Raw genomic sequence first — 20,133 nt, forward strand, 5'->3', positions numbered from 1 at the left:
CAAATCAGTAGCATAAAATGACTACAGACGCGCCCAAGCGACCATTTTGCCATTTGGCCTGAACAAGCAAAGCCCGTCCCGCCCGTCTGAATGAATTTCAAAAACCTCAAGGAAAATCATGAGTGCCATTGTTGACATCGTAGGCCGCGAAGTGCTGGACAGCCGCGGCAACCCCACCGTCGAATGCGACGTGCTGCTGGAATCGGGCGTGATGGGCCGTGCCGCCGTGCCTTCCGGTGCGTCCACCGGCAGCCGCGAAGCCATTGAAATGCGCGATGGCGACAAGAGCCGCTACCTGGGCAAGGGCGTGCTCAAGGCCGTGGAGCACATCAACACCGAGATCAGCGAAGCCGTGCTGGGCCTGGATGCCTCCGAACAGGCCTTCCTGGACAAGACCCTGATCGACCTCGACGGCACCGAGAACAAGAGCCGCCTGGGCGCCAATGCCATGCTGGCGGTCTCCATGGCCGTGGCCCGCGCCGCCGCCGAAGAGTCCGGTCTGCCGCTGTACCGCTACCTGGGCGGCATGGGCAGCGTGCAGTTGCCCGTGCCCATGATGAACGTGATCAACGGCGGCGCGCACGCCAACAACAGCCTGGACCTGCAGGAGTTCATGATCATCCCCGTGGGCGCACCGACCTTCCGCGAAGCCGTGCGCTGGGGCGCCGAGGTGTTCCACGCGCTCAAGAAGATCATCCACGACAAGGGCATGAGCACCGCCGTGGGCGACGAAGGCGGCTTTGCCCCCAGCGTCGAGAACCACGAAGCGGCCATCCGCCTCATCCTGCAAGCCATCGAAGCCGCGGGCTACACGGCGGGCGAGCAGATCGCCCTGGGCCTGGACTGCGCCGCGAGCGAGTTCTACAAGGACGGCATGTATGTGCTCGAAGGCGAAGGCGGCCTGAAGCTCACCGCCCAGCAATGGACCGACATGCTGGCGGCCTGGGTGGACAAGTACCCCATCATCAGCATCGAAGACGGCATGCACGAAGGCGACTGGGATGGCTGGAAGCACCTGACCGAACGCCTGGGCGACAAGGTGCAGCTGGTGGGCGACGACCTGTTCGTGACCAACACCAAGATCCTGAAGGAAGGCATCGACAAGCGCATCGCCAACTCGATCCTGATCAAGATCAACCAGATCGGCACGCTGACCGAAACCTTCGCCGCCATCGAGATGGCCAAGCGCGCCGGCTACACCGCCGTGATCTCGCACCGCTCGGGCGAAACCGAAGACAGCACCATCGCCGACATCGCCGTGGGCACGAATGCGGGCCAGATCAAGACCGGCTCGCTGTCGCGTTCGGACCGCATCGCCAAGTACAACCAGCTGCTGCGCATCGAGGAAGACCTGGGCGAGATCGCGCACTACCCCGGCCGCGCTGCGTTCTATAACCTGAAGTAATGGCCCCCACGGTCGCCCACTGCCTGTGGCTCCCTGCCTCCCCAGGGGGCCGCGTGTTGCCTTGGGGCGGCCCGGTGGCAAAACCCCACGCCAAGGGGTAAGCGATGGTCTCCCGCATTGTTCCCGTCATCCTGCTGGCCTTGCTCGCAGCACTGCACGCCCAGCTCTGGCTCGGGCGGGGCAGCGTGCCGCGCGTCAACGAGATGCAGCGGCAGATCGACGTGCAGAAGGCGGCCAACGACCAGGCCCGGCAGGCCAACGAACGCTTGTCCTCCGAGGTGCATGACCTCAAGGAAGGGCTCGACATGGTGGAAGAAAAGGCACGCAGCGAGCTGGGCATGGTCAAGCCCAACGAGGTCTACGTGCAGTTCACGCCGCGCTGAGCCGCGGCCACCGCGGCGCTATCCCGGCCCCGGCCTTGGACAGGGGGGTGCCCCCTCCTCTCCACATCTCCACCTCTCGCCCTCCTGTCATCGTGCCGTCCCAGCCCACCCTCGTTGTCCTGCTCGGCGCGCCCGGCACCGGCGCGCAGGCGCTGGCCGCCGCGCTGCAGGAACGCCTGCCCCCCGGGGCGGTGCGCATTCTGTGGAGCCACGACCTGGGCGGCCTGCACTCTCCGGGCCAGGCCGATGCCACCCGCCACGTGCTGCTGATGGGGCTCGATCTGCCCTGCCCCGCGCGCGACCGGCCCGAACAGGAAGCCGCCGATGCGCGCCTGCGCACAGACCTCGCCCAGCGGGAGATGGGCTATCAGGTGGTGTATGGCCATGGCGATCAGCGGCTCGCCAATGCGCTGAACGCCATCAAAAACATGGCTCCGGACGCCAGTCTGTGGACCACCGGTAGCACTTCTGCACCCACACCGGCTGCTCGGCCCGCGCGCACGGCACGCCTGCGCGCCTGGAACTGCGAGAAGTGCAGCGATCCGGAGTGCGAGCACCGCCTGTTCACCGCCCTGACCGGCCGGAACGCCCGCGGCGCCTGACCCGCCATCCGGCCATTCCGTCAGGGCAGTGGCTGCTGCACCAGGCCGCGCTTGAGTTCCTTGAGGAGCAGCACGACCTGGCTGGAGCCGTAGCGGTATCCGCCGTTGAGCACCTGCACGGCCTTGTCCCATTCGCCCTGCTGGGCCAGTGCCACCAGCATTGCGGCCTGTTCGTGAAAATACTGGTGGCGCGCCATCAGCACGGCATAGGCGGGCTGGTCGCCCAGCAGTTCACCGCCCACGCCATGGAGCCACCGCCCCAGCGCGCCACGGTCGCCGCGTCGCACCTCCGAAGGGTCCAGGCCCTGGGTGGTGCGCCCTTCGAGGTAGTCCATGAGGTGCGCCTTCCAGCGTTCGTGGGCATTGATGGCTGCGTCGATGTCGAGGGCTGCGAGCACGGTGTCCGCGCGTTGCGAATCCTGTGCCCCTGCGCTGCCGCTGTCGCACAGCTCCAGCGACGGCCCGGCCTCCCGCCCGCGGGCGCCAAATACACGACGAAAAAAATCCATAGCCCCTCTTGCTGCGCCACACGGACAGGCGGCGCACGCGCACCCCAAGTGCGCGGCGACCGGCGGACATCGCGGGCGGCAACGCCCGGGGCCGTGTGGAGAGCGCCGATCTTAGGCGCGATGGCGGCGGGCGATTGTCAACGATGGTCAGCCGGCGCGGCGGGCTACTGCAGGATCCCGCTCGGTCCGGGCGGCTGGCTGGAGGACGGCGGCACGAAGATCTGCGCGGCGTCCACGGCGTCGAAACGGTACTGCTGGCCGCAGAATTCGCAGCCGACCTCGATGTCGTCGCGCTCGGACAGGATGCTCTCGGCCTCTTCGCTGCCCAGGTTGCGCAGCATGTTGCTCACGCGCTCACGGCTGCAGGTGCAGGCAAAACGCGGGCCGCTGGCACCCTGCTGGGGCTCGAAGCGCAGCAGCTTTTCCTCCCAGAACAGGCGGCGCAGGATGGTGTCCACGTCCAGGGTCAGCAGTTCTTCGCGCGTCAGGCTGGCAGCCAGGTGCGCGATGCGGTTGTAGTCCTCGTTGTGGCCGATCTGGTCTTCGTTCTCGCGGTGGGTGAGGCCCTCGGCCAGGTTGCCCTCGCCCTTGATCGGCATGCGCTGGATCAGCAGGCCCGCGGCCACCTGTTCGTTGGCGCCCAGGACCAGGATGGTGTCCAACTGCTCGGACTGCAGCATGTAGTGCTGCAGCACATCCGACAGGCGTTCCAGCTTCTCGTGCCGGTCGCCATACAGGGGCACCACGCCCTGGTAGGGCTGCTGGCCGGGGTGGCGGTCCTTGGGGTCGAGCGTGATGGCGCAGCGGCCACCGCCGCCCACGTTCACCATCTGGCTCAGGGGCGCGCCCTCGGGCACCTCGCTGTTGACCGTGGCGGTGGCGCGCAGGCTCAGGTCCGACTGCACCTCGGCCACGGCCAGCTTCACGGGGCCGTCGCCAAACACCTGCAGCACCAGCGCGCCGTTGAACTTGATGTTGGACTGCATCAGCACGCCGGCGGCGGCCATCTCGCCCAGCAGCTCGCTCACCGGGGCGGGGTAGGCACCGGTGCCGGTATTGCCCGCGCGGCGGCGCAGGATCTCGGTCCAGGCATCGGTCAGGCGCACGATCATGCCGCGCACTGGCAGGCCGTCGAAGAGAAACTTGTGGAGTTCAGACACGCAAGGGTTCCAGAAAGGGTCGGCGTTCAGCCGATTTTGTGCAGGCCGCGCTGAAAGCGGCGCGCGTTGTCGATGTAGTGCTGGGCGCTCTGGCGCAGGCCCTCGATCTGCTCGGGCGTGAGTTCGCGCACGGCCTTGGCCGGGCTGCCGATGATCATGGAACCATCGGGAAACTCCTTGCCCTCGGTCACCAGGGCGCCCGCGCCCACCAGGCAGTGCCTGCCAATCTTGGCGCCGTTGAGCACGATGGCCCCGATGCCGATCAGCGACTCGTCGCCGATGGTGCAGCCGTGCAGCATGACCTGGTGGCCCACCGTCACGCGCTCGCCGATGACCAGCGGCTTGCCGATGTCGGCATGCAGCACGCTCGCGTCCTGGATATTCGAGCCCGCGCCGATGGTGATGCTTTCGGTGTCGCCACGCACCACCGTCCCAAACCAGACACTGGCATCCTCGCCAAGAACGACGTTTCCCATGACCTGGGCGCCTTCCGCCACCCAGGCCGAAGCCGCCAGCTGCGGCGCCACGCCGTCGAGTTCGTAAATCGCCATGCAAACACTCCAGAAAAATGAAGGCCGGAACCGGGCCTGCCAATGGTTACAAAGCGTGTGCAGTGTTCCGGGTGGCAGGGCCTAGAATTGTAAGGATGGAGCTTCGCCACCGTGCATTGCAGGTTTTGTGCCTTGCAGACCCTGAACAAAAAGCGGCCGCAGCGCTTGATCTGCAATCGCAAGCAGCTATTCTTTCCATAGCAGACAAAGCCCCTGAGGCCCCGCAGGATCCCGCGGCCCTGCCCGGCCGGCCGGAGCGGCCCCTGCTGCTGCGCCACACGCAGGTGGCCCGCCGCTCGCCCGCGACGGCCGAGGGGCGCGCAGTCCTCATCCATGCCATCGCGCACATCGAATTCAATGCCATCAACCTGGCGCTGGACGCGGTCTGGCGTTTCGACGGCATGCCCCGCGCCTACTACACCGACTGGATGCGCGTGGCGGGCGAGGAGGCACAGCATTTCCGCCTGCTGCGCGACCACCTTCGCGGCCAGGGGCACGACTACGGCGACTTCCCGGCCCACCAAGGCCTGTGGACGATGTGCGAGAAGACGCGGCACGACATCCTGGCGCGCATGGCGCTGGTGCCACGCACGCTGGAGGCGCGCGGCCTGGACGCCACGCCGCAGATCCAGGCCAAGCTGCGCCAGGTGGGCACGCCCGATGCGCTGGCCGCCGTGGAGATTCTCGACACCATCCTGCGCGAGGAGGTCGGCCACGTGGCCATCGGCAACCACTGGTACCGCTGGCTGTGCGAGCGCCGGGGCGTGGACCCTGAAACCCACTATGGCGCCCTGGTCAGGCAATACGAGGCCCCCCGCCTGAAACCCCCGTTCAATGAAAAAGCGCGCCGCAGCGCCGGATTTACCGACGCCGAGCTGCGGTGGCTGCAACAGGTCTGATCCACCACCATGCGCCGACATGCGATGGCTCCTACAATCCGCGGCGCCTGCGGCCGCTGAAGCGGCAACACACTCACCCGAACCTCTGACCATGACTTCACTCTCCGCCCCTGGGGCCTCCCTCGCCCCGCCCCCCGGCACCCAGTCCTCGGTCGCGATGATCGCGCGGCAGGCCATCGTCAACGCGCAGCAGGTGGTGGTCGGCTACGAGCTGTTCAACCGCTCGCGCAGCGGCGCGGCGCACACGGCCGCCACCGACGTCATCCTGGTCTTCACCGCACTCTCGCACGCGGGCACCGAAGAGCTGGTGGGCAAGAAGCTCATCTTCGTCAACTGCACGCACGAGAGCCTCTCCGGCGGCCACCTCGAACTGGTGGACCCCGACAAGGTGGTGCTGGAGATTCCGCCCCTGGGCCACACCGCCGCCGAAGAGGTCGCCACGCGCATGCCCATTCTGGCCGAACTGCGCGAGCGCGGCTTCCACCTGGCGTTCAACCACACGGTGCTGCAGTCGGCCTATGCCCCCTGGCTGCCGCTGGCCGACTACATCAAGCTCGACCTGTCGGTGCTGGCGCCCGACCAGCTGGCCGTGCTCATCAGCTACGCAGGCCGCCACTGCCAGGCCGAGCTGATCGCCGAGAAGGTGGAAACCGCCCAGCAGTACGACATGGTGTCCAGCCAGGGCGTGCAGATGTTCCAGGGCTACTGGTTCGCGCGCCCGGCCCTGGTCGAGGCCAAGCTGCTCACGCCCTCGCAGGCGAGCATCATCGAGCTCATCAACCAGGTGCGCAAGCAGGCCAGCACGGACGACATCGAGGAAGTGCTTAAGAAGGACGCGGGCCTGGCCTTCAATCTGATGCGCCTGATCAACTCCGCGGGATTCGGCCTGTCGCGCGAGATCACCTCCTTCCGCCAGGCCGTGATGCTCATGGGCCTCAAGAAGCTGTTCCGCTGGGCGGCGCTGCTGCTCACCGCGTCGCGCACCAGTGGCACCCCGTCCTCCGTCGGCCAGACCGCCGTGGTGCGCGGCCGCCTGATGGAGCTGCTGGCCCTGGAAACCCTGCCCCCCGAGGAAGCCGACCAGGCCTTCGTGGTGGGCATCTTCTCGCTGCTCGACGTGATGCTGTCCATGCCCATGGAATCCGCGCTGGGGCTGCTCAACGTGCCCGAGCCCGTGGCGGCGGCGCTGCTGCGTCGCGAAGGATTCCTCGGAGACCTGCTCACGCTGGCCGAAGCCTGCGAATCCAGCGACGACGTGGTGTTCGACCGCACGGCCGGCTTGCTGCACCTCACCAGCCAGCAGATCAACTTCGCGCACCTGCAGGCCCTGGCCTGGGCGGACCAGCTTGCGGACTGAGCCCCGGTTCGCGTCCCGCCTCCGCAGCGCGGCCTGCGGGGCCACACGGGGCACGCCGGCCTGCAGCCGCCTTGGCCGCCATCAAAATCCGCGCGGCCAGTTCGCGAAGTGGCATGCCGGTCTAGAATCAGTGCAGACCCCAGCCCTTCACCACAGCGGACCCCATGTCGAGCACACCTGAACAAGACGCCCCGCAAGCTGATTCACCCGCGGTTGAACCCGTGGATGAGAACATTGCCATCATTGCGCGACAGGCCATCGTGGACGAATCCCGCGCCGTCTATGGCTACGAGCTGTTCGACCGGTCCACGGCCTCGGACTCCCACACGGCGGCCAGCGATGCCGCGCTGCTCTTCAACGCCCTGTCGTACGCCGGCACCGAAGCCCTGGTCGGCAAGAAGACGGTGTTCATCAACTGCACCCACGACAGCCTTTCCGGCGGCCACCTGGAACTGATCCACCCCGAAAAGGTGGTGCTGGAAGTACCGCCGCTGCACGACACGGCCACCCCCGAGGAAATCGAAGGCCGGGTGCCCACCCTGGAGGCCCTGCGCACCCGCGGCTTTCGGCTGGCCTTCGACCAGCAGGCGCTGCGCCGCGCCTACACCAGCTGGCTGCCGCTGGCCGCTTTCATCAAGCTGGACATGATGGCCTTCAAGCCCGAACTGGCGGGGCCGCTGGTCAAGTTTTCCACCACCCACAGCAAGGCCACGCTGGTGGCTGAAAAAGTGGAGACCGCCGAACAGTACGAACTGATGCGGGGACTGGGTGTCAAGCTGTTCCAGGGCTTCTGGTTCGCCCAGCCGTCGCTCGTGAAGGCCACGACGATCCGACCTTCGCAGGCCACCATCATCCAGCTCCTCAACCTGGTGCGCAAGCAGGCCACCACCGCCGAGATCGAGGACCTGCTCAAGAAGGACCCCACACTGTCCTTCAACCTGCTGCGCTTCATCAACTCCTCGGGCTTCGGGCTCTCGTGCGAGATCACCTCGTTCCGCCACGCGGTGATGATCCTCGGCCTCAAGAAGCTGTTCCGCTGGGCGGCCCTCCTGATGACCACCTCGCGCGCGGGCGGCGTGCCGCCGGCGGTGGGCCAGACCGCCGTGGTGCGCGGCCGCCTGATGGAGCTGCTGGCCGCCGAACTGCTGCCGCCCGAGGAATGCGACAACGCCTTCGTGGTGGGCGTGTTCTCCCTGCTCGACACCATGCTGGGCGTGCCGCTCGATAAGGCGCTGGAATCCGTGGCCCTGCCCGAACCGGTGATGGACGCGCTGCTGCGCGGCAGCGGCGTGTTCGCGCCCTTCCTGGAGCTGACCAAGGCCTGCGAGAGCGGCGATGAGGTGGCCTTTGCCAAGGCGGCCGACGCGCTGCACCTGTCCAACCGCCAGGTCAACTGGGCCCACCTGCAGGCCCTGACCTGGGCCGAGAGCCTCAACGAAGACTGAGGCACGCCGTCGCGGGGCCCCTTGGCCCGGCATTCGCACACCCGGGCCCTGGTCATCCAGGGCCCGCTGCGTTGTCATGCCGGTCAATTGTGTCCCCGGATGCCCGCCATGCGGAGGGTGCGCGCGTTGCCGGCGGCATCCAGCTTGCGGCGGATGTCCCCCAGGGCCAGGATCGCAGAAGGCGCCTGCGCGGGGACATGGATGCCAACCGGCGACGGCAGATCGGGCCGTGCGGGCGCTCCCACCGCCAGCGGCTGGAGCCTGCCCGCCTTGCCTTCAGGTGCTGAAAAGACCGCGCCCTCGGGCGGCAGGAGAATCCATCAATCGAGTTCGAGCTTGCGCTCGCGGATGAGCTTGGCCCATTTCTCGTTCTCGCCCTTCACGAAGCTGAAGAACTCCACAGGGCCCAGCGAATGCACTTCGGACCCCGTGGACGCGAACTTGGCTTTCACATCGGCCTGCGTCAGCACCTTCGCCAGTTCGGCGGCCAGCCTGTCCACGGTGTCCCTGGGCATGCCGGCCGGCCCCACCAGGCCCTGGAAGCCCACGGACTCCATCGCCGCGAAGCCCAGCTCACCGACCGTGGGCACATCGGGCAGCTGTGGATCGCGCCGGGGGCCGGTCACGGCCAGCGCCTTGAGCTTGCCGCCCTTGATCTGGGGCAGCAGCACCGTACCCGCGTCGATGAGCAGTTGCGTCTGGCCGCCGATCAGATCCTGCACCGCGGGCGCACTGCCCTTGTATGGCACGTGCGTCACGTCCAGCCCGGTGGCCTGGTTCATGAGCTCGCCATTGAGGTGGGTGGACGTGCCCGCGCCGCCCGAGGCGAAGTTCACCTTGCCGGCGTTGGCCTTGGCCCAGGCCACCCACTCCTTGAGGTCCTTGGCCGGGTGGTCCAGCCGGGTCACCGCGATGTAGCTGCCCTGGCTGATCTGGCCGATGTAGCTGAACTGCTTGAGCGGGTCATAGGGCATCTTGCGCTGCAGGTAGGGCGCGATGGCGAAAGGGCCGGTATTGGCCAGCAGGATGGTGTAGCCGTCCGGCGCCGCGCGCGTGAGCTCCGTGGCGGCCAGCATGCCGCCCGCGCCCGGCTTGTAGTCCACCACGATCTGCTGCTTGAGCGCTTCCTGCAGCGGCACCTGCACGGTGCGCGCGGCAAAGTCGATGCCGCCCCCTGGCGGGTAGCCCACGATGAGCCGGATGGGCTTGGCCGCGGGCCAGGCCTGCGCCATGGACAGGGTGGCGGCGCCCAGCAGCAGCGCGCCGGCAATCATTTTTTTCATGCATGTCTCCTGGTTGGTATCGAGGGGGTCGGTCACACGGCCTGTCTGCCTGCTGCGCTAGCCGCGTGGATGGTGCTGCGCGTGCAGCGACTTGAGCCGCTCCCGCGCCACGTGGGTGTAGATGGTGGTCGTGGAAATGTCCGCATGCCCCAGCAGCAGCTGCACCACGCGCAGGTCGGCGCCATGGTTGAGCAGGTGCGTGGCGAACGCGTGCCGCAGCGTGTGCGGCGAGAGCGGCGTGGTGATGCCGGCGACGGCCGCCCACTTCTTGACGATGACCCAGAACATCACGCGGGTCATGCCGCTGCCGCGCTGGGTCACGAACAGGTCGTCGGTCTGCTGGCCCGCAAGGATCTCGCCACGCGATTCCCGCAGGTAGCGTTCCAGCCACTGCCGCGCCTCTTCGCCAAACGGCACCAGCCGCTCCTTGCTGCCCTTGCCCATCACCCGCAGCACGCCTTCGTTCAGGCCCAGCTGGAAGGTCTTGAGCGTGACCAGTTCGGTCACGCGCAGGCCGCTGGCGTACATCAGCTCCAGCATGGTGCGGTCGCGCAGTCCCAGGGGGTTGCCCAGGTCCGGCGCCGCGAGCAGTGCCTCCACCTGCGCCTGCGACAAGGTCTTGGGCACGCGCAGGGGCTGGCGCGCGGCGGTGAGCCGCACCGTGGGGTCGGCGGCGATCCGCCGCTCGCGCAGCGCCCAGTGAAAGTAGCGCCTGAGCACGGTGAGGCGCCGGTTGGCCGACGTGGCGCGGGTCTCGGCGTGGCGCGCCGCGAAGTAGCCCTGCAGGTGGTGTTCGGCCGTGCCGTCCAGCGCCAGGGCGGGTTGCTGCTCGGCCAGCCACTGCGCGTACAGCGTCAGGTCGCGGCGGTAGGCCGCCAGCGTGTTGCGCGAAAGGCCGTCCTCCAGCCACAGGGCATCCACAAAGGCATCGATCGCGTTCAGGCTGGGGGCAAGCATCCAAAAACGATAGCACGTAAAAAAGCCGCCCGGGCGCGGGCGGCTTCTGGAGTGCGCACGGAATTATTCGAGCGCCAGTTTCTGCTTGACCACCACGTCCTTGTACACGGCGAATTCCGCCTTGATCTGCTCGGCGAACTGCTCGGGCGTGTTGCCCAGCACGATGGAGCCGGTGTCTTCGATGCGCTTCTTCACGGCCGGATCTTCCAGCGCCTTGCGCACGGCGGCGTTGACCTTGTCCACCACCTCCTTGGACAGGCCCTTGGGGCCCACGATGCCGTAGTACGCCATGCGGTTCACGGGCTCCAGGCCCATTTCCTTGAACGTGGGCACGTTGGGCAGGGCGGCAACGCGCTGCGGCGCGGCGACCACGATGGGCACCAGGCGGTTTTCCTTGATGAAGGGCAGCGCCGAGGGCAGGTTGTCGAAAATCATGGGCACCTGGCCGGCCACGGTGTCATTCAGGGCGGGGCCCGCGCCACGGTAGGGGATGTGCGTCACGAAGGTGCCCGAGAGGTTCTTGTACAGCTCCATCTGCAGGTGGCCGATGCCGCCCGTGCCGGACGAGGAGTACGAATACTTGCCGGGCGACTTCTTGATCTCGGCCACGAACGCCTTGTAGTCCTTGGCGGGGAAGCTGGGGTGCACCGCAATGATGTTGGGCGTGGCCGCGATGTTGATGATGGGCGTGAAGTCCGTCAGCGGGTTGTACGGCGTCTTGGGATTGATGGCGGGATTGGCCGCCGTGGTGGACACGGTGGCCACGCCCAGCGTGTAGCCATCCGGCGCCGAACGGGCGGTTTCCGCCGCGCCCACGATGCCGCCGCCACCGGCCTTGTTTTCCACGATCACGGATTGGCCCAGGGCCTTGCCCAGCGGGTCGGCGATCACGCGCGCAATGATGTCGGTGGTACCGCCGGGCGCGAAGGGCACCTGCAGCTTGATGACCTTGTTGGGGTAGCCCTGGGCGGCAGCGGACCCTGCGGCGGCGGCCAGTACGGTCAGCGCGAGCCATTGACGACGATGCATTGAGTTCTCCTTCATGGGTGACAGACAGCCTGGATGGTATGCGCAACCGGTGTCCTGGCAGCCTGCGGATTCCACATAAGGGCTAACCCGCAGAACACGACACGGATCAAGTATTCTCCGTGCGTGAATTACGCCCAGCTCCTGCTTCCCGACTTCTCCCTCATCCTGTGCGGCTACCTCATCTGCCGCTACACCGCCCTGAACCGCTCGGTATGGCAGCCGGTGGAGAGCCTGGTGTACTACCTGCTGTTCCCCGTGCTGCTGTTCCAGTCCATCGTCAAGAGCCCGGTGGACATCGGCGCCGCATCGGGGCTGATCGCCGCCGGGCTGATCTCCGGCCTGATCGGGATCGCGCTGGCCTACAGCCTGCCGCACTGGCCCTGGCTGGGCCGGCGCATCGACGCGCGCGACCATGCCGCCAGTGCCCAGGTCGCGTTCCGTTTCAACTCGTTCATTGGCCTGGCCATTGCCGAGCGCCTGGCGGGCTCCGAGGGCCTGCTCATGATCGCCGTGCTGATCGGCGTGTGCGTGCCGCTGTTCAACGTGGCGGCCGTGTGGCCGATGGCGCGGCACGGCCAGCACAGCTTCGCGCGGGAGCTGGTGCGCAACCCGCTGATCGTCGCCACGGTATCGGGGCTGGTGGCCAACCTGCTGGGCTTCAGGATTCCCGACTGGGCCGCGCCCACGGTGGGCCGCATCAGCGCGGCATCGCTGGCGCTGGGGCTGATGGCCGCGGGCGCGGGCCTGCAGTTTGGCCTGCTCACGCGCGGCAAGGCGCTGAGCGTGGCGGTGCTGTCCATCCGGCACCTGCTGCAGCCGCTGCTCGCGTTCGGCATGGCGCGCCTCTTTGGGCTGAACCCGGTGCAGACCACCATGCTGCTCGCCTTCTCCGCGCTGCCCACCGCCTCCACCTGCTATGTGCTGGCGGCGCGCATGGGCTACAACGGACCGTACGTGGCGGGGCTGGTCACGCTATCGACCCTGCTGGGCATGGTCAGCCTGCCGTTTGCCCTGGGATTTCTGCGATGACCGATCCACACCCTGCCCTGCGTTCCGCCGCCCTGGTCCAAGCACGCCGCCGCGCGTTGATGGCGGGCGTGGCGGCCGTGGCGCTTGTGCCGCTGGCGGGCTGCGGGCGCAAGGCCCCGCGCGCGCAGGCGGTGCCCACCGGCGCCACGGTGCTGGCGCTGGGTGATTCGCTGACCTCCGGCGTGGGCGCATCGGCCGACACCGCCTACCCTGCCGTGCTGGCGCGCCTGACGGGCTGGAAAGTGGTCAACGCCGGCGTGTCGGGCGACACCTCGGCCCAGGCGCTCGAACGCCTGCCAGCGCTGCTGCAATCGCACCAGCCCGCGCTGGTGATCGTGGGCATCGGCGGCAACGACTTTCTGCGCCGCCAGAGCGCCAGCACCACCCGCGCCAACATCGTGCGCATCTGTACGGAGGCGCGCGCCAGCGGCGCCCAGGTGCTGCTGGTGGCCGTGCCCGAGCTGTCTCTCCTGGCGGCCTCCACCGGCCGGCTGGGCGATCACGCGCTGTACGAAGAAGTGGCGACCGAGCTGAAGATTCCACTGCACAGCAAAGGCTGGTCCGGCGTGCTGTCCGACGCCCGCCTGCGGTCCGACCAAATCCACGCCAATGCGGCCGGCTACGAGCGATTTGCGCAAGGGCTGGTGGAAACGCTCAGGGACGCCGGGCTGCTGGCGCGGTAAAGCCACACAGAGCCTCGGCCTGAATACTCATTTTTTGATAGCTGCCAGCGCTTACCCATCAAGCGCTAGAGCCCACTTTCATTCAAAATCCAGCGCCCAGGCCACATGTTCGCGCACGAGTTCACTGGGCTCCTGGGCACGGGACTGCAGCGCCGCACGCACCGCGCCATCGCCCGTGGCCCGCAGCGCATTGCCCAGCGCCACGGCCACGTTGCGCAGCCAGCGCTCGTGGCCAATGCGGCGGATGGGGCCGCCTTCGGTCATGCGCAGGAAGGTGGCCTCGTCCCATGCGAACAGGTGCGCCAGCTGCTGGCCCGCCAGGCCCTTGCGCTCGTCGAAGTCGGGCAGCCGGCTGGCCTGCGCGAACTTGTTCCAGGGGCAGATGAGCTGGCAGTCGTCGCAGCCGTAGATGCGGTTGCCCATGAGCGGCCGCAGTTCCAGCGGGATGGGCCCGGCGTGCTCGATGGTCAGGTACGAGATGCAGCGCCGCGCATCGAGCCGGTGCGGCGCGATGATGGCCTGCGTGGGGCAGATGTCGATGCAGGCGCTGCAGCTGCCGCAGTGCGCGGTGACCGGGGCGCTTTCAGGCAACGCCATGTCCACGTAGATCTCGCCCAGGAAGAACATCGAGCCCGCCTCGCGGTTGAGCACCAGGGTGTGCTTGCCGCGCCAGCCCTGGCCGCTGCGCGCGGCCAGCTCGGCCTCCAGCACCGGCGCGGAATCGGTGAATACGCGGTGGCCGAAGGGGCCGATGGCCTTGGCGATGCGGTCGCTGAGTTTTTGCAGGCGGGCGCGCAGCACCTTGTGGTAGTCGCGCCCCCGGGCATAGACCGAGACGATCCCTTCCTGCGGGCGGGCCAGGCGCCCCAGTTCGAAAGCCTGCCAGCCGCCGGACGCACCCGTGCCCGTATCGCGCGGCAAATAATCCATGCGTGCCGTGATCACGCTCACGGTGCCGGGCACCAGTTCGGCCGGGCGCGCGCGCCTCATGCCGTGCGATGCCATGTAATGCATGTCACCATGGAAGCCCTGCGCCAGCCAGGCCGAAAGGCCGGGCTCTGCGGCGGACAAGTCCACCCCCGCCACGCCGATTTGGGAAAATCCCAGTTCGCGGGCCCACTCCTGCATTTGAGGAACGAGTTGACTGTTGCACCACATACCGGCCAGATTGTAGGAAGCGGCACGGCCGCCCCGGCGGAACCCGCCCACCCCTTCACCTGGCACAGCGAGGATGACACCGCCGCCTTCGCGCAGCGCCTGGCCGCGCAGCCGGGGCTGTCCAACGCCTTCGTCACGCTGCACGGCGACCTGGGCGCGGGCAAGACCACGCTGGTGCGCCACCTGCTGCGCGCCCTGGGCGTGCAGGGCCGGATCAAGAGCCCCACCTACGCCGTGGTGGAGCCACACGAGGCCCCGGGCCTGGCGATCTGGCACTTTGATTTCTATCGCTTCGACGATCCGCGCGAATGGGAGGACGCGGGCTTCAGGGACATTTTTGCCAACCCGGGGCTCAAGGTGGCAGAATGGCCGGAAAAGGCTGCAGCGCTTACGCCGCCTGCGGACCTTGCTATACACATTGAAGCAATTGACGACACCGAAAGGAAGATCACGGTGCACGCCCAAACCGCCAACGGCCGCCACATGCTGCAAGGGCTGCTGAACCCATGAGCCGCCCATCGGCCGCACCGACCCCGGCCTGCCCCCGCGCGCCCCGCACGGGAGGCCCGCGATGAGCCCCGGCAGCGCCAGCGGCACGCCCCAGGCCGCAGCCCGGGGCGTGGCTTCGCGCCGGGCCGTGCTGCAGGCGGGCAGCCTCGTGCTGCTGCTGGGCACGCAGCAGATCGCGCGCGGCGCCACCATCCTGGCCGTGCGCGTCTGGCCCGCGCCCGAATACTCGCGCGTGACCATCGAGTCCGACGGCGCGCTGGTGGCCAAGCAGTTCTTCGTGACCACGCCGCCGCGCCTGGCGGTGGACATCGAGGGCATCGACCTCAGCCCCGAGCTGCGCGAACTGGTCGCCAAGGTCAAGCCGGACGACCCCAACATCGCGGGCATCCGCGTGGGGCAGAACGCGCCCGGGGTGGTGCGCCTGGTGGTGGACCTCAAGCAGCCCGCCATGCCGCAGGTGTTCACGCTGCCCCCCGTGGCGGCGTACCGGCACCGCCTGGTGTTCGACCTTTACCCCGCCGCGCCGGTGGACCCGCTGGAGGCCCTCATCGCGGAGCGCCTGCGCGATGCCCCCGTGGCCACGGCCGCCGCCACCCCCAAAGCCCCCACGCCGCCCGCCGAGCACGACCCGCTCGGCGACCTCATCGCGCAGCGCACCACCCGCCCCGTCCCGGCAGAGCACCCGCCCGTGGCGGCGCCCCCGGTGGCGGCCGCCCCGGCCGAAACCACGCGCCCGCCGGGCAACCGGGCCACGTCCACGCACACCGACCGCATCATCATCGTCGCGCTCGACCCCGGCCACGGCGGCGAGGACCCGGGCGCCATCGGCCCCTCGGGCACGCGCGAGAAGGACGTGGTGCTGCGCGTGGCCCACCTGCTGCGCGACCGCATCAACGCCACCACCGTGGGTGGCAATCCCATGCGCGCCTTCCTCACGCGCGACGGCGACTACTTCGTGCCCCTGGGCACGCGCGTGCAGAAGGCCCGGCGCGTGCAGGCCGACCTGTTCGTGAGCATCCACGCCGATGCCTTCACCACGCCGGCCGCGCGCGGCGCCAGCGTGTTCGCGCTGAGCCAGGGCGGCGCCTCCAGCACCGCCGCGCGCTGGCTGGCCAACAAGGAGAACCAGGCCGACCTGGTGGGGGGCATCAACGTGCAGTCCAAGGACCAGCACGTGCAGCGCGCGCTGCTCGACATGAGCACCACCGCGCAGATCAACGACAGCCTCAAGCTCGGCTCCGTGCTGCTGGGCGAGATCGGCGGCATGGCCAAGCTGCACAAGCCGCGCGTGGAGCAGGCGGGCTTCGCGGTGCTCAAGGCCCCCGACATCCCCAGCGTGCTGGTGGAAACCGCCTTCATCAGCAACCCCGACGAGGAAAAGCGCCTGCGCAGCAGCGCCTATCAGGAGCAGCTGGCCGACGCGCTGATGCGCGGCATCACGCGCTACTTCGCCAAGAACCCGCCACTGGCGCGCAGCCGTTCCGTCTAGCCTTGCGCGGACCGCCAAGTGCAGGCAAAGTAGCCTTCATCACCCACGCTCCGGCGTGCAGGCATGTGCTTCCTGCACACCGGCACGCACCGGGGAGGACGGAAGGAGAAACGCCATGGCACTGCCCCACGCCCAATCCGGCCAGATCGTCAGCGTGCGCCCCCTGGGCGACCGCCTGCCCGAGGCCATCACCACCGCCATCCTGAAGGCCGGCCAGCTCGAAGTCATGCGCGTCGTGCTCCCCGTGGGCAAATCCATGAAGGAACACCAGACCCCCGGCGAGGCCACGGTGCAGTGCATCGAGGGCGTGGTCGAGTTCGTCAGCGAGGACGGCATCCAGCAGCTGCATCCCGGCGACTTCGTGCACCTGGCGCCGCGCGCGCTGCATTCGCTCAAGGCGGTGGAGCACGCGTCCCTGCTGGTCACCCTGTGCCTGCTGGCGGGTGGGCGCTGAGGTTTTTTCAGATCCCTGTTTTGGCGTAGCCACTACCCATCGGGCCATGCGCCACCGGCGACGAATGCAACTGGCGCAGCCAGCGCGAGTGCGCCCCGCGCAAGGGCCGCCAGGCCGGCGCATGCGGCGCTTCGCTTGCATGCGCTGGCAGCATCCCCCTCCCGGCTCGCACGGCGAGGCGAGGCGAGGAGGGGCTGAGGGCCGAGGCACGAATCGACTCAGAGGGGGTTCGCCTCACCGCTCCAGGCGGAACACGCTCACGACCTCCGCAAGCCGCGCCGCCTGGTGCTTGAGGCTGTCGGCGGCGGCGGCGCTCTGCTCCACCAGCGCGGCGTTCTGCTGCGTGACCTGGTCGAGCTGCGTCACCGCCTCGCCGACCTGGCTGATGCCGATGGTCTGCTCGCCCGTGGCGCTGGAGATCTCGCCAATCAGGTCGCTCACCCGCTGGACCTGCGCGACGATGTCTTCCATGCTGAGGCCGGCATCCCCCACCAGCTGGGTGCCGTTTTCCACCTTCTGCACGCTGTCGCTGATGAGCGCCTTGATCTCCTTGGCCGCGGAGGCAGAGCGCTGCGCCAGGCTGCGCACCTCGCTGGCCACCACGGCGAAGCCGCGCCCCTGCTCGCCCGCGCGCGCCGCCTCCACCGCCGCGTTGAGCGCCAGGATGTTGGTCTGGAACGCGATGCCGTCGATCACCGCGATGATGTCGGTGATCTTGCGCGACGCGGCCGAGATGTCCTGCATGGTGGCCACCACCTGGCCCACCACCTCGCCCCCCTTCACCGCCGCGGCCGATGCCGCGCCCGCCAGCACGGCGGCGCGCTGCGCGGTGTCGGCGTTGTTCTTCACGGTGCTGGTGATCTGCTCCATGGACGCGGCCGTCTGCTCGAGGTTGCTGGCCTGCTCCTCGGTGCGCTGGCTCAGGTCGGCATTGCCCGAGGCGATCTCGCTGGAGCCGGTGGCGATGGAGTCGCTGCTGTGGCGCACGTCGCCCACGATGCGCACCAGCGATGCCTGCATGGTTTCCATGGCCTGCATCATCTGCGCCACCTCGCCGCGCCCCTGCGCGTGGATGGGCCGCGACAGGTCGCCCTCGCCGATGCGCCGGGCCACCGCGGCCACCTCGCCCAGCGAGCGGCGGATGCGCCGCACCACCACCCAGGACAGCAGCACCAGCAGCGCCAGCCCCGCGATGCCCGCCGCCAGCACGGCGGCGCGGTAGGAGCCGATCAGGCCCGCGGCCTCGGCGGCCTGGTCGGCCGACCGCTGGATCTGGTATTCCACCATCTTGTCCGCGACCGCGTTGTACTGGTTGACCACCGGCACGAAGGTGGACATGGCAAACGACTTGGCCTGTGCCATGTCGCCTGCCTTCTTGAGCGCCAGGGCCTTGTCGCGCGTGGCGAGGTACGGCGTGCGCACCGCCGCCAGCTCCTCCTGGATGCGCAGGCCTTCGGGGCTGGTTTCCAGCTCGCTGTAGCGCTTTTGAACCTTGGACGTGTCGGCCGTGGTGGCGGCGATCAGGTCCTTGAAGAAGTTCTGCAGGTCGTCGCCTTCGGACTGCACCACCGAGAACACCCGCGTGGAGTTGACCGCGATGTTGCTGCGCCAGCGCAGGGCCAGCTGCAGGCGTTCGACCTGCTCATTGGCCAGACCGTCCACCGTCCTGCCCAGGTGCTGCACGCGCACCAGGCTTAACGCCAGGATGAGCACGAGCGCCAGGACGGCCACCCCCACGATCAGGCCGATCTGTTGCGCCACCGTCAGCTGCGGGCCCGTGCGGGATGTTTGAGGGTCCATGGTGTGTGTCCTTATACGAATGGATTGCATTAGAAATGATCTGCTGCCGCCCGCCGGTTGGCAACCACCGGCGATGCCACGTAAACCCGCCCCAGGGGGAACGTGATGCCCGCGCACCACGGGAACCGCCGGCACTTGGCAACGCGGCGGGCGTTTCCCATGAGGTCGCATGTCCTACAGCGGCATCCCACGGCTGCCTACGCGGGGGCCCCGCCGGGCGACGGATAGTGAAGCCACAGGTCCAGCCCGTCTGCAGCCGCAGCCGGACTCCCAGGCCTGATTCCATTCACAAAGGACTCTTGCCATGAAAATCCGTCACATCCTTCTTGCGACCACCTGTACCGCAGCCCTGGCACTGGGTGGTTGCGCTTCGAACCCCACCAGCGCACAGGTGGGCACCGGCGTGGGCGCCGTGGTCGGTGGTGTCGCCGGCAATGCCGTCTTCGGGGGCCCCGCAGGCACGATTGGCGGTGCCGCCGCCGGCGCCCTGATCGGCCATGAGATCGGCGAGGACCGCGATCAGCGCCGGCCTTATCGCCGCTGATCCCCCCGGCCGCCGGGCAACCTCCCCTGCGGCCGAACCAGGCTGCCGGTGAGTTCTGCATAAAAGAAGCTGCCAGCGCTTGTCACACAAGCGCTGGCAGCTTCTTTTTTCATAGCACCCGTTGATTCAAGGTCAAGGTGCGGTCCTGGCCTGCCGCCCGGCGCGCCAGGCACCAAAGATGGCGATCAGGCCGGGGATGAAGATCATGGCCCAGATGATCTTGTCCAGGTTCTCCTTGACCCAGGCAAAGTTGCCAAAGAAATACCCCGCCGAGCAGATGCCCAGGACCCACAGGAGCGCGCCCCCCACGTTGAACGCGGTGAACTTGGCGCGGCCCATCTCCGCCACACCCGCCACGAACGGCGCGAAGGTGCGGATGAAGGGCATGAAGCGAGCGATCACGATGGTGATGCCGCCATAGCGCTCGTAAAAGTCATGCGCCTGGTTGAACGCACGGCGGTTGAACCAGCGCGAGTTTTCCCACTGGAACACCTTGGGCCCGAAATAGCGGCCCAGCGAGTAGTTGCACTGGTCGCCCAGGATGGCCGCCGCCAGCAGCACCGCGCAGGCCAGCGGAAAGCTCATCATCCCCGCGCCGCACAGCGCGCCCACGATGAACAGCAGCGAATCGCCCGGCAGGAACGGCATCACCACCAGCCCTGTCTCGACGAACACGATGGCGAACAGCAGGGCGTACACCCACATGCCGTAGGCCTGTACGAAGGCCTCCAGGTACTTGTCCACGTGCAGGATGAAGTCGATGAGAAAAGTGACAAGTTCCATGGAAGGGCGGGTCCGGACGCCGGGCAGCAAAAAGGTGGGCGCATTATCCCCATCAGGCCCCGCCCCGGCCCGATACCCCTGCGCGGCCCCCGCCCTAAAATCC

At 68.1% G+C, this 20,133-nt stretch carries 21 protein-coding genes; 12 read left to right on the forward strand and 9 right to left on the reverse strand.

Going from position 1 to position 20,133, the window contains the following annotated elements; genetic code table 11:
• Positions 1-118: 118 nt before the first annotated feature.
• The 3 genes from eno to AC07OD_RS03950 all read left to right on the forward strand — a co-directional run bounded on the left by eno (position 119) and on the right by AC07OD_RS03950 (position 2,390).
• The gene (eno, locus tag AC07OD_RS03940) at positions 119-1,405 is read left to right on the forward strand and encodes a phosphopyruvate hydratase (protein ID WP_218295464.1); all 1,287 of its coding nucleotides are present in this window, start codon (positions 119-121) and stop codon (positions 1,403-1,405) included.
• A 104-nt stretch (positions 1,406-1,509) separates the two neighbouring features.
• Positions 1,510-1,788: a septum formation initiator family protein gene (locus AC07OD_RS03945; protein WP_218295465.1), complete on the forward strand. Its 279-nt coding sequence runs from the start codon at positions 1,510-1,512 to the stop codon at positions 1,786-1,788.
• Between the two features lie 47 nt (positions 1,789-1,835).
• Positions 1,836-2,390, forward strand: a complete 555-nt coding sequence (locus AC07OD_RS03950; protein WP_494595252.1) for a hypothetical protein — start codon at positions 1,836-1,838, stop codon at positions 2,388-2,390.
• A 20-nt stretch (positions 2,391-2,410) separates the two neighbouring features.
• Here the strand turns inward: AC07OD_RS03950 and AC07OD_RS03955 are convergent, their stop codons facing one another.
• The 3 genes from AC07OD_RS03955 to AC07OD_RS03965 all read right to left on the reverse strand — a co-directional run bounded on the left by AC07OD_RS03955 (position 2,411) and on the right by AC07OD_RS03965 (position 4,610).
• Complete coding sequence (locus AC07OD_RS03955) at positions 2,411-2,899, reverse strand: CZB domain-containing protein (protein WP_369642929.1); 489 nt, start codon at positions 2,897-2,899, stop codon at positions 2,411-2,413.
• A gap of 164 nt (positions 2,900-3,063) precedes the next feature.
• Positions 3,064-4,059: an Hsp33 family molecular chaperone HslO gene (gene hslO, locus AC07OD_RS03960; protein WP_218295468.1), complete on the reverse strand. Its 996-nt coding sequence runs from the start codon at positions 4,057-4,059 to the stop codon at positions 3,064-3,066.
• 26 nt (positions 4,060-4,085) lie between these two features.
• Entirely contained in the window at positions 4,086-4,610 is a 525-nt protein-coding gene (locus tag AC07OD_RS03965; RefSeq protein ID WP_218340187.1) for a gamma carbonic anhydrase family protein, read from the reverse strand.
• A 95-nt stretch (positions 4,611-4,705) separates the two neighbouring features.
• Here AC07OD_RS03965 and AC07OD_RS03970 point away from each other — a divergent pair, with 95 nt between their 5' ends.
• The 3 genes from AC07OD_RS03970 (at position 4,706) to AC07OD_RS03980 (ending at position 8,311) form a co-directional block, all read left to right on the forward strand.
• Positions 4,706-5,509: a ferritin-like domain-containing protein gene (locus AC07OD_RS03970; RefSeq protein ID WP_494595255.1), complete on the forward strand. Its 804-nt coding sequence runs from the start codon at positions 4,706-4,708 to the stop codon at positions 5,507-5,509.
• Between the two features lie 91 nt (positions 5,510-5,600).
• Positions 5,601-6,866, forward strand: a complete 1,266-nt coding sequence (locus AC07OD_RS03975) for an EAL and HDOD domain-containing protein (protein WP_218340185.1) — start codon at positions 5,601-5,603, stop codon at positions 6,864-6,866.
• A gap of 164 nt (positions 6,867-7,030) precedes the next feature.
• Positions 7,031-8,311, forward strand: a complete 1,281-nt coding sequence (locus AC07OD_RS03980; protein ID WP_218295472.1) for an EAL and HDOD domain-containing protein — start codon at positions 7,031-7,033, stop codon at positions 8,309-8,311.
• Positions 8,312-8,631: 320 nt separating this feature from the next.
• Here the strand turns inward: AC07OD_RS03980 and AC07OD_RS03985 are convergent, their stop codons facing one another.
• The 3 genes from AC07OD_RS03985 to AC07OD_RS03995 all read right to left on the reverse strand — a co-directional run bounded on the left by AC07OD_RS03985 (position 8,632) and on the right by AC07OD_RS03995 (position 11,580).
• Positions 8,632-9,594: a Bug family tripartite tricarboxylate transporter substrate binding protein gene (locus tag AC07OD_RS03985; protein WP_494595256.1), complete on the reverse strand. Its 963-nt coding sequence runs from the start codon at positions 9,592-9,594 to the stop codon at positions 8,632-8,634.
• Between the two features lie 57 nt (positions 9,595-9,651).
• A complete protein-coding gene (gene xerD / locus AC07OD_RS03990; protein WP_494595258.1) occupies positions 9,652-10,551 on the reverse strand; it encodes a site-specific tyrosine recombinase XerD in 900 nt (299 codons plus the stop codon).
• Between the two features lie 63 nt (positions 10,552-10,614).
• The gene (locus AC07OD_RS03995) at positions 10,615-11,580 is read right to left on the reverse strand and encodes a tripartite tricarboxylate transporter substrate binding protein BugE (protein WP_218295475.1); all 966 of its coding nucleotides are present in this window, start codon (positions 11,578-11,580) and stop codon (positions 10,615-10,617) included.
• 123 nt (positions 11,581-11,703) lie between these two features.
• On the opposite strand from AC07OD_RS03995, the gene AC07OD_RS04000 reads away from it, so the two are divergent.
• A complete protein-coding gene (locus AC07OD_RS04000; RefSeq protein ID WP_218295476.1) occupies positions 11,704-12,609 on the forward strand; it encodes an AEC family transporter in 906 nt (301 codons plus the stop codon).
• On the forward strand, positions 12,606-13,292 hold the full coding sequence (locus AC07OD_RS04005) for a GDSL-type esterase/lipase family protein (protein WP_492807251.1): 687 nt from the start codon (positions 12,606-12,608) through the stop codon (positions 13,290-13,292). The genes AC07OD_RS04000 and AC07OD_RS04005 overlap by 4 nt, the downstream gene beginning before the upstream one ends.
• 78 nt (positions 13,293-13,370) lie before the next feature.
• On the opposite strand, the gene queG is transcribed toward AC07OD_RS04005, so the two are convergent.
• Positions 13,371-14,420: a tRNA epoxyqueuosine(34) reductase QueG gene (gene queG / locus AC07OD_RS04010; RefSeq protein ID WP_494595261.1), complete on the reverse strand. Its 1,050-nt coding sequence runs from the start codon at positions 14,418-14,420 to the stop codon at positions 13,371-13,373.
• A 12-nt stretch (positions 14,421-14,432) separates the two neighbouring features.
• Here queG and tsaE point away from each other — a divergent pair, with 12 nt between their 5' ends.
• The 3 genes from tsaE to AC07OD_RS04025 all read left to right on the forward strand — a co-directional run bounded on the left by tsaE (position 14,433) and on the right by AC07OD_RS04025 (position 16,903).
• Complete coding sequence (gene tsaE, locus AC07OD_RS04015) at positions 14,433-14,960, forward strand: tRNA (adenosine(37)-N6)-threonylcarbamoyltransferase complex ATPase subunit type 1 TsaE (RefSeq protein ID WP_494595262.1); 528 nt, start codon at positions 14,433-14,435, stop codon at positions 14,958-14,960.
• A gap of 61 nt (positions 14,961-15,021) precedes the next feature.
• Positions 15,022-16,449 (forward strand): N-acetylmuramoyl-L-alanine amidase, encoded by a 1,428-nt coding sequence (locus AC07OD_RS04020; protein WP_494595264.1) that lies wholly within the window; start codon positions 15,022-15,024, stop codon positions 16,447-16,449.
• A 115-nt stretch (positions 16,450-16,564) separates the two neighbouring features.
• Entirely contained in the window at positions 16,565-16,903 is a 339-nt protein-coding gene (locus AC07OD_RS04025; RefSeq protein ID WP_218295481.1) for a cupin domain-containing protein, read from the forward strand.
• A 234-nt stretch (positions 16,904-17,137) separates the two neighbouring features.
• On the opposite strand, the gene AC07OD_RS04030 is transcribed toward AC07OD_RS04025, so the two are convergent.
• On the reverse strand, positions 17,138-18,703 hold the full coding sequence (locus tag AC07OD_RS04030) for a methyl-accepting chemotaxis protein (RefSeq protein ID WP_494595267.1): 1,566 nt from the start codon (positions 18,701-18,703) through the stop codon (positions 17,138-17,140).
• 304 nt (positions 18,704-19,007) lie between these two features.
• Between AC07OD_RS04030 and AC07OD_RS04035 the strand changes: the two genes are divergently transcribed.
• Positions 19,008-19,247, forward strand: a complete 240-nt coding sequence (locus AC07OD_RS04035; protein ID WP_218295483.1) for a YMGG-like glycine zipper-containing protein — start codon at positions 19,008-19,010, stop codon at positions 19,245-19,247.
• A gap of 132 nt (positions 19,248-19,379) precedes the next feature.
• Here AC07OD_RS04035 and AC07OD_RS04040 read toward each other — a convergent pair whose 3' ends face one another.
• A complete protein-coding gene (locus tag AC07OD_RS04040; RefSeq protein ID WP_218295484.1) occupies positions 19,380-20,030 on the reverse strand; it encodes a DedA family protein in 651 nt (216 codons plus the stop codon).
• Between the last annotated feature and the right edge of the window lie 103 nt (positions 20,031-20,133).

This window comes from Acidovorax sp. GW821-FHT10E03 (assembly GCF_059415205.1).

What these genes read in the sequence shown, in the direction of transcription:
- AC07OD_RS04020 (WP_494595264.1), top strand. Translation starts at nt 15,022, where the DNA reads ATGAGCCCCGGCAGCGCCAGCGGCACGCCCCAGGCCGCAGCCCGGGGC.
- AC07OD_RS03965 (WP_218340187.1), bottom strand. Translation starts at nt 4,610, where the DNA reads ATGGCGATTTACGAACTCGACGGCGTGGCGCCGCAGCTGGCGGCTTCG.
- xerD (WP_494595258.1), bottom strand. Translation starts at nt 10,551, where the DNA reads ATGCTTGCCCCCAGCCTGAACGCGATCGATGCCTTTGTGGATGCCCTG.
- queG (WP_494595261.1), bottom strand. Translation starts at nt 14,420, where the DNA reads ATGCAGGAGTGGGCCCGCGAACTGGGATTTTCCCAAATCGGCGTGGCG.
- AC07OD_RS03980 (WP_218295472.1), top strand. Translation starts at nt 7,031, where the DNA reads ATGTCGAGCACACCTGAACAAGACGCCCCGCAAGCTGATTCACCCGCG.
- AC07OD_RS04030 (WP_494595267.1), bottom strand. Translation starts at nt 18,703, where the DNA reads ATGGACCCTCAAACATCCCGCACGGGCCCGCAGCTGACGGTGGCGCAA.
- AC07OD_RS03945 (WP_218295465.1), top strand. Translation starts at nt 1,510, where the DNA reads ATGGTCTCCCGCATTGTTCCCGTCATCCTGCTGGCCTTGCTCGCAGCA.
- AC07OD_RS04040 (WP_218295484.1), bottom strand. Translation starts at nt 20,030, where the DNA reads ATGGAACTTGTCACTTTTCTCATCGACTTCATCCTGCACGTGGACAAG.
- AC07OD_RS03975 (WP_218340185.1), top strand. Translation starts at nt 5,601, where the DNA reads ATGACTTCACTCTCCGCCCCTGGGGCCTCCCTCGCCCCGCCCCCCGGC.
- AC07OD_RS03970 (WP_494595255.1), top strand. Translation starts at nt 4,706, where the DNA reads ATGGAGCTTCGCCACCGTGCATTGCAGGTTTTGTGCCTTGCAGACCCT.
- AC07OD_RS04025 (WP_218295481.1), top strand. Translation starts at nt 16,565, where the DNA reads ATGGCACTGCCCCACGCCCAATCCGGCCAGATCGTCAGCGTGCGCCCC.
- AC07OD_RS03955 (WP_369642929.1), bottom strand. Translation starts at nt 2,899, where the DNA reads ATGGATTTTTTTCGTCGTGTATTTGGCGCCCGCGGGCGGGAGGCCGGG.
- AC07OD_RS03985 (WP_494595256.1), bottom strand. Translation starts at nt 9,594, where the DNA reads ATGAAAAAAATGATTGCCGGCGCGCTGCTGCTGGGCGCCGCCACCCTG.
- eno (WP_218295464.1), top strand. Translation starts at nt 119, where the DNA reads ATGAGTGCCATTGTTGACATCGTAGGCCGCGAAGTGCTGGACAGCCGC.
- AC07OD_RS04035 (WP_218295483.1), top strand. Translation starts at nt 19,008, where the DNA reads ATGAAAATCCGTCACATCCTTCTTGCGACCACCTGTACCGCAGCCCTG.
- AC07OD_RS04005 (WP_492807251.1), top strand. Translation starts at nt 12,606, where the DNA reads ATGACCGATCCACACCCTGCCCTGCGTTCCGCCGCCCTGGTCCAAGCA.
- AC07OD_RS03995 (WP_218295475.1), bottom strand. Translation starts at nt 11,580, where the DNA reads ATGCATCGTCGTCAATGGCTCGCGCTGACCGTACTGGCCGCCGCCGCA.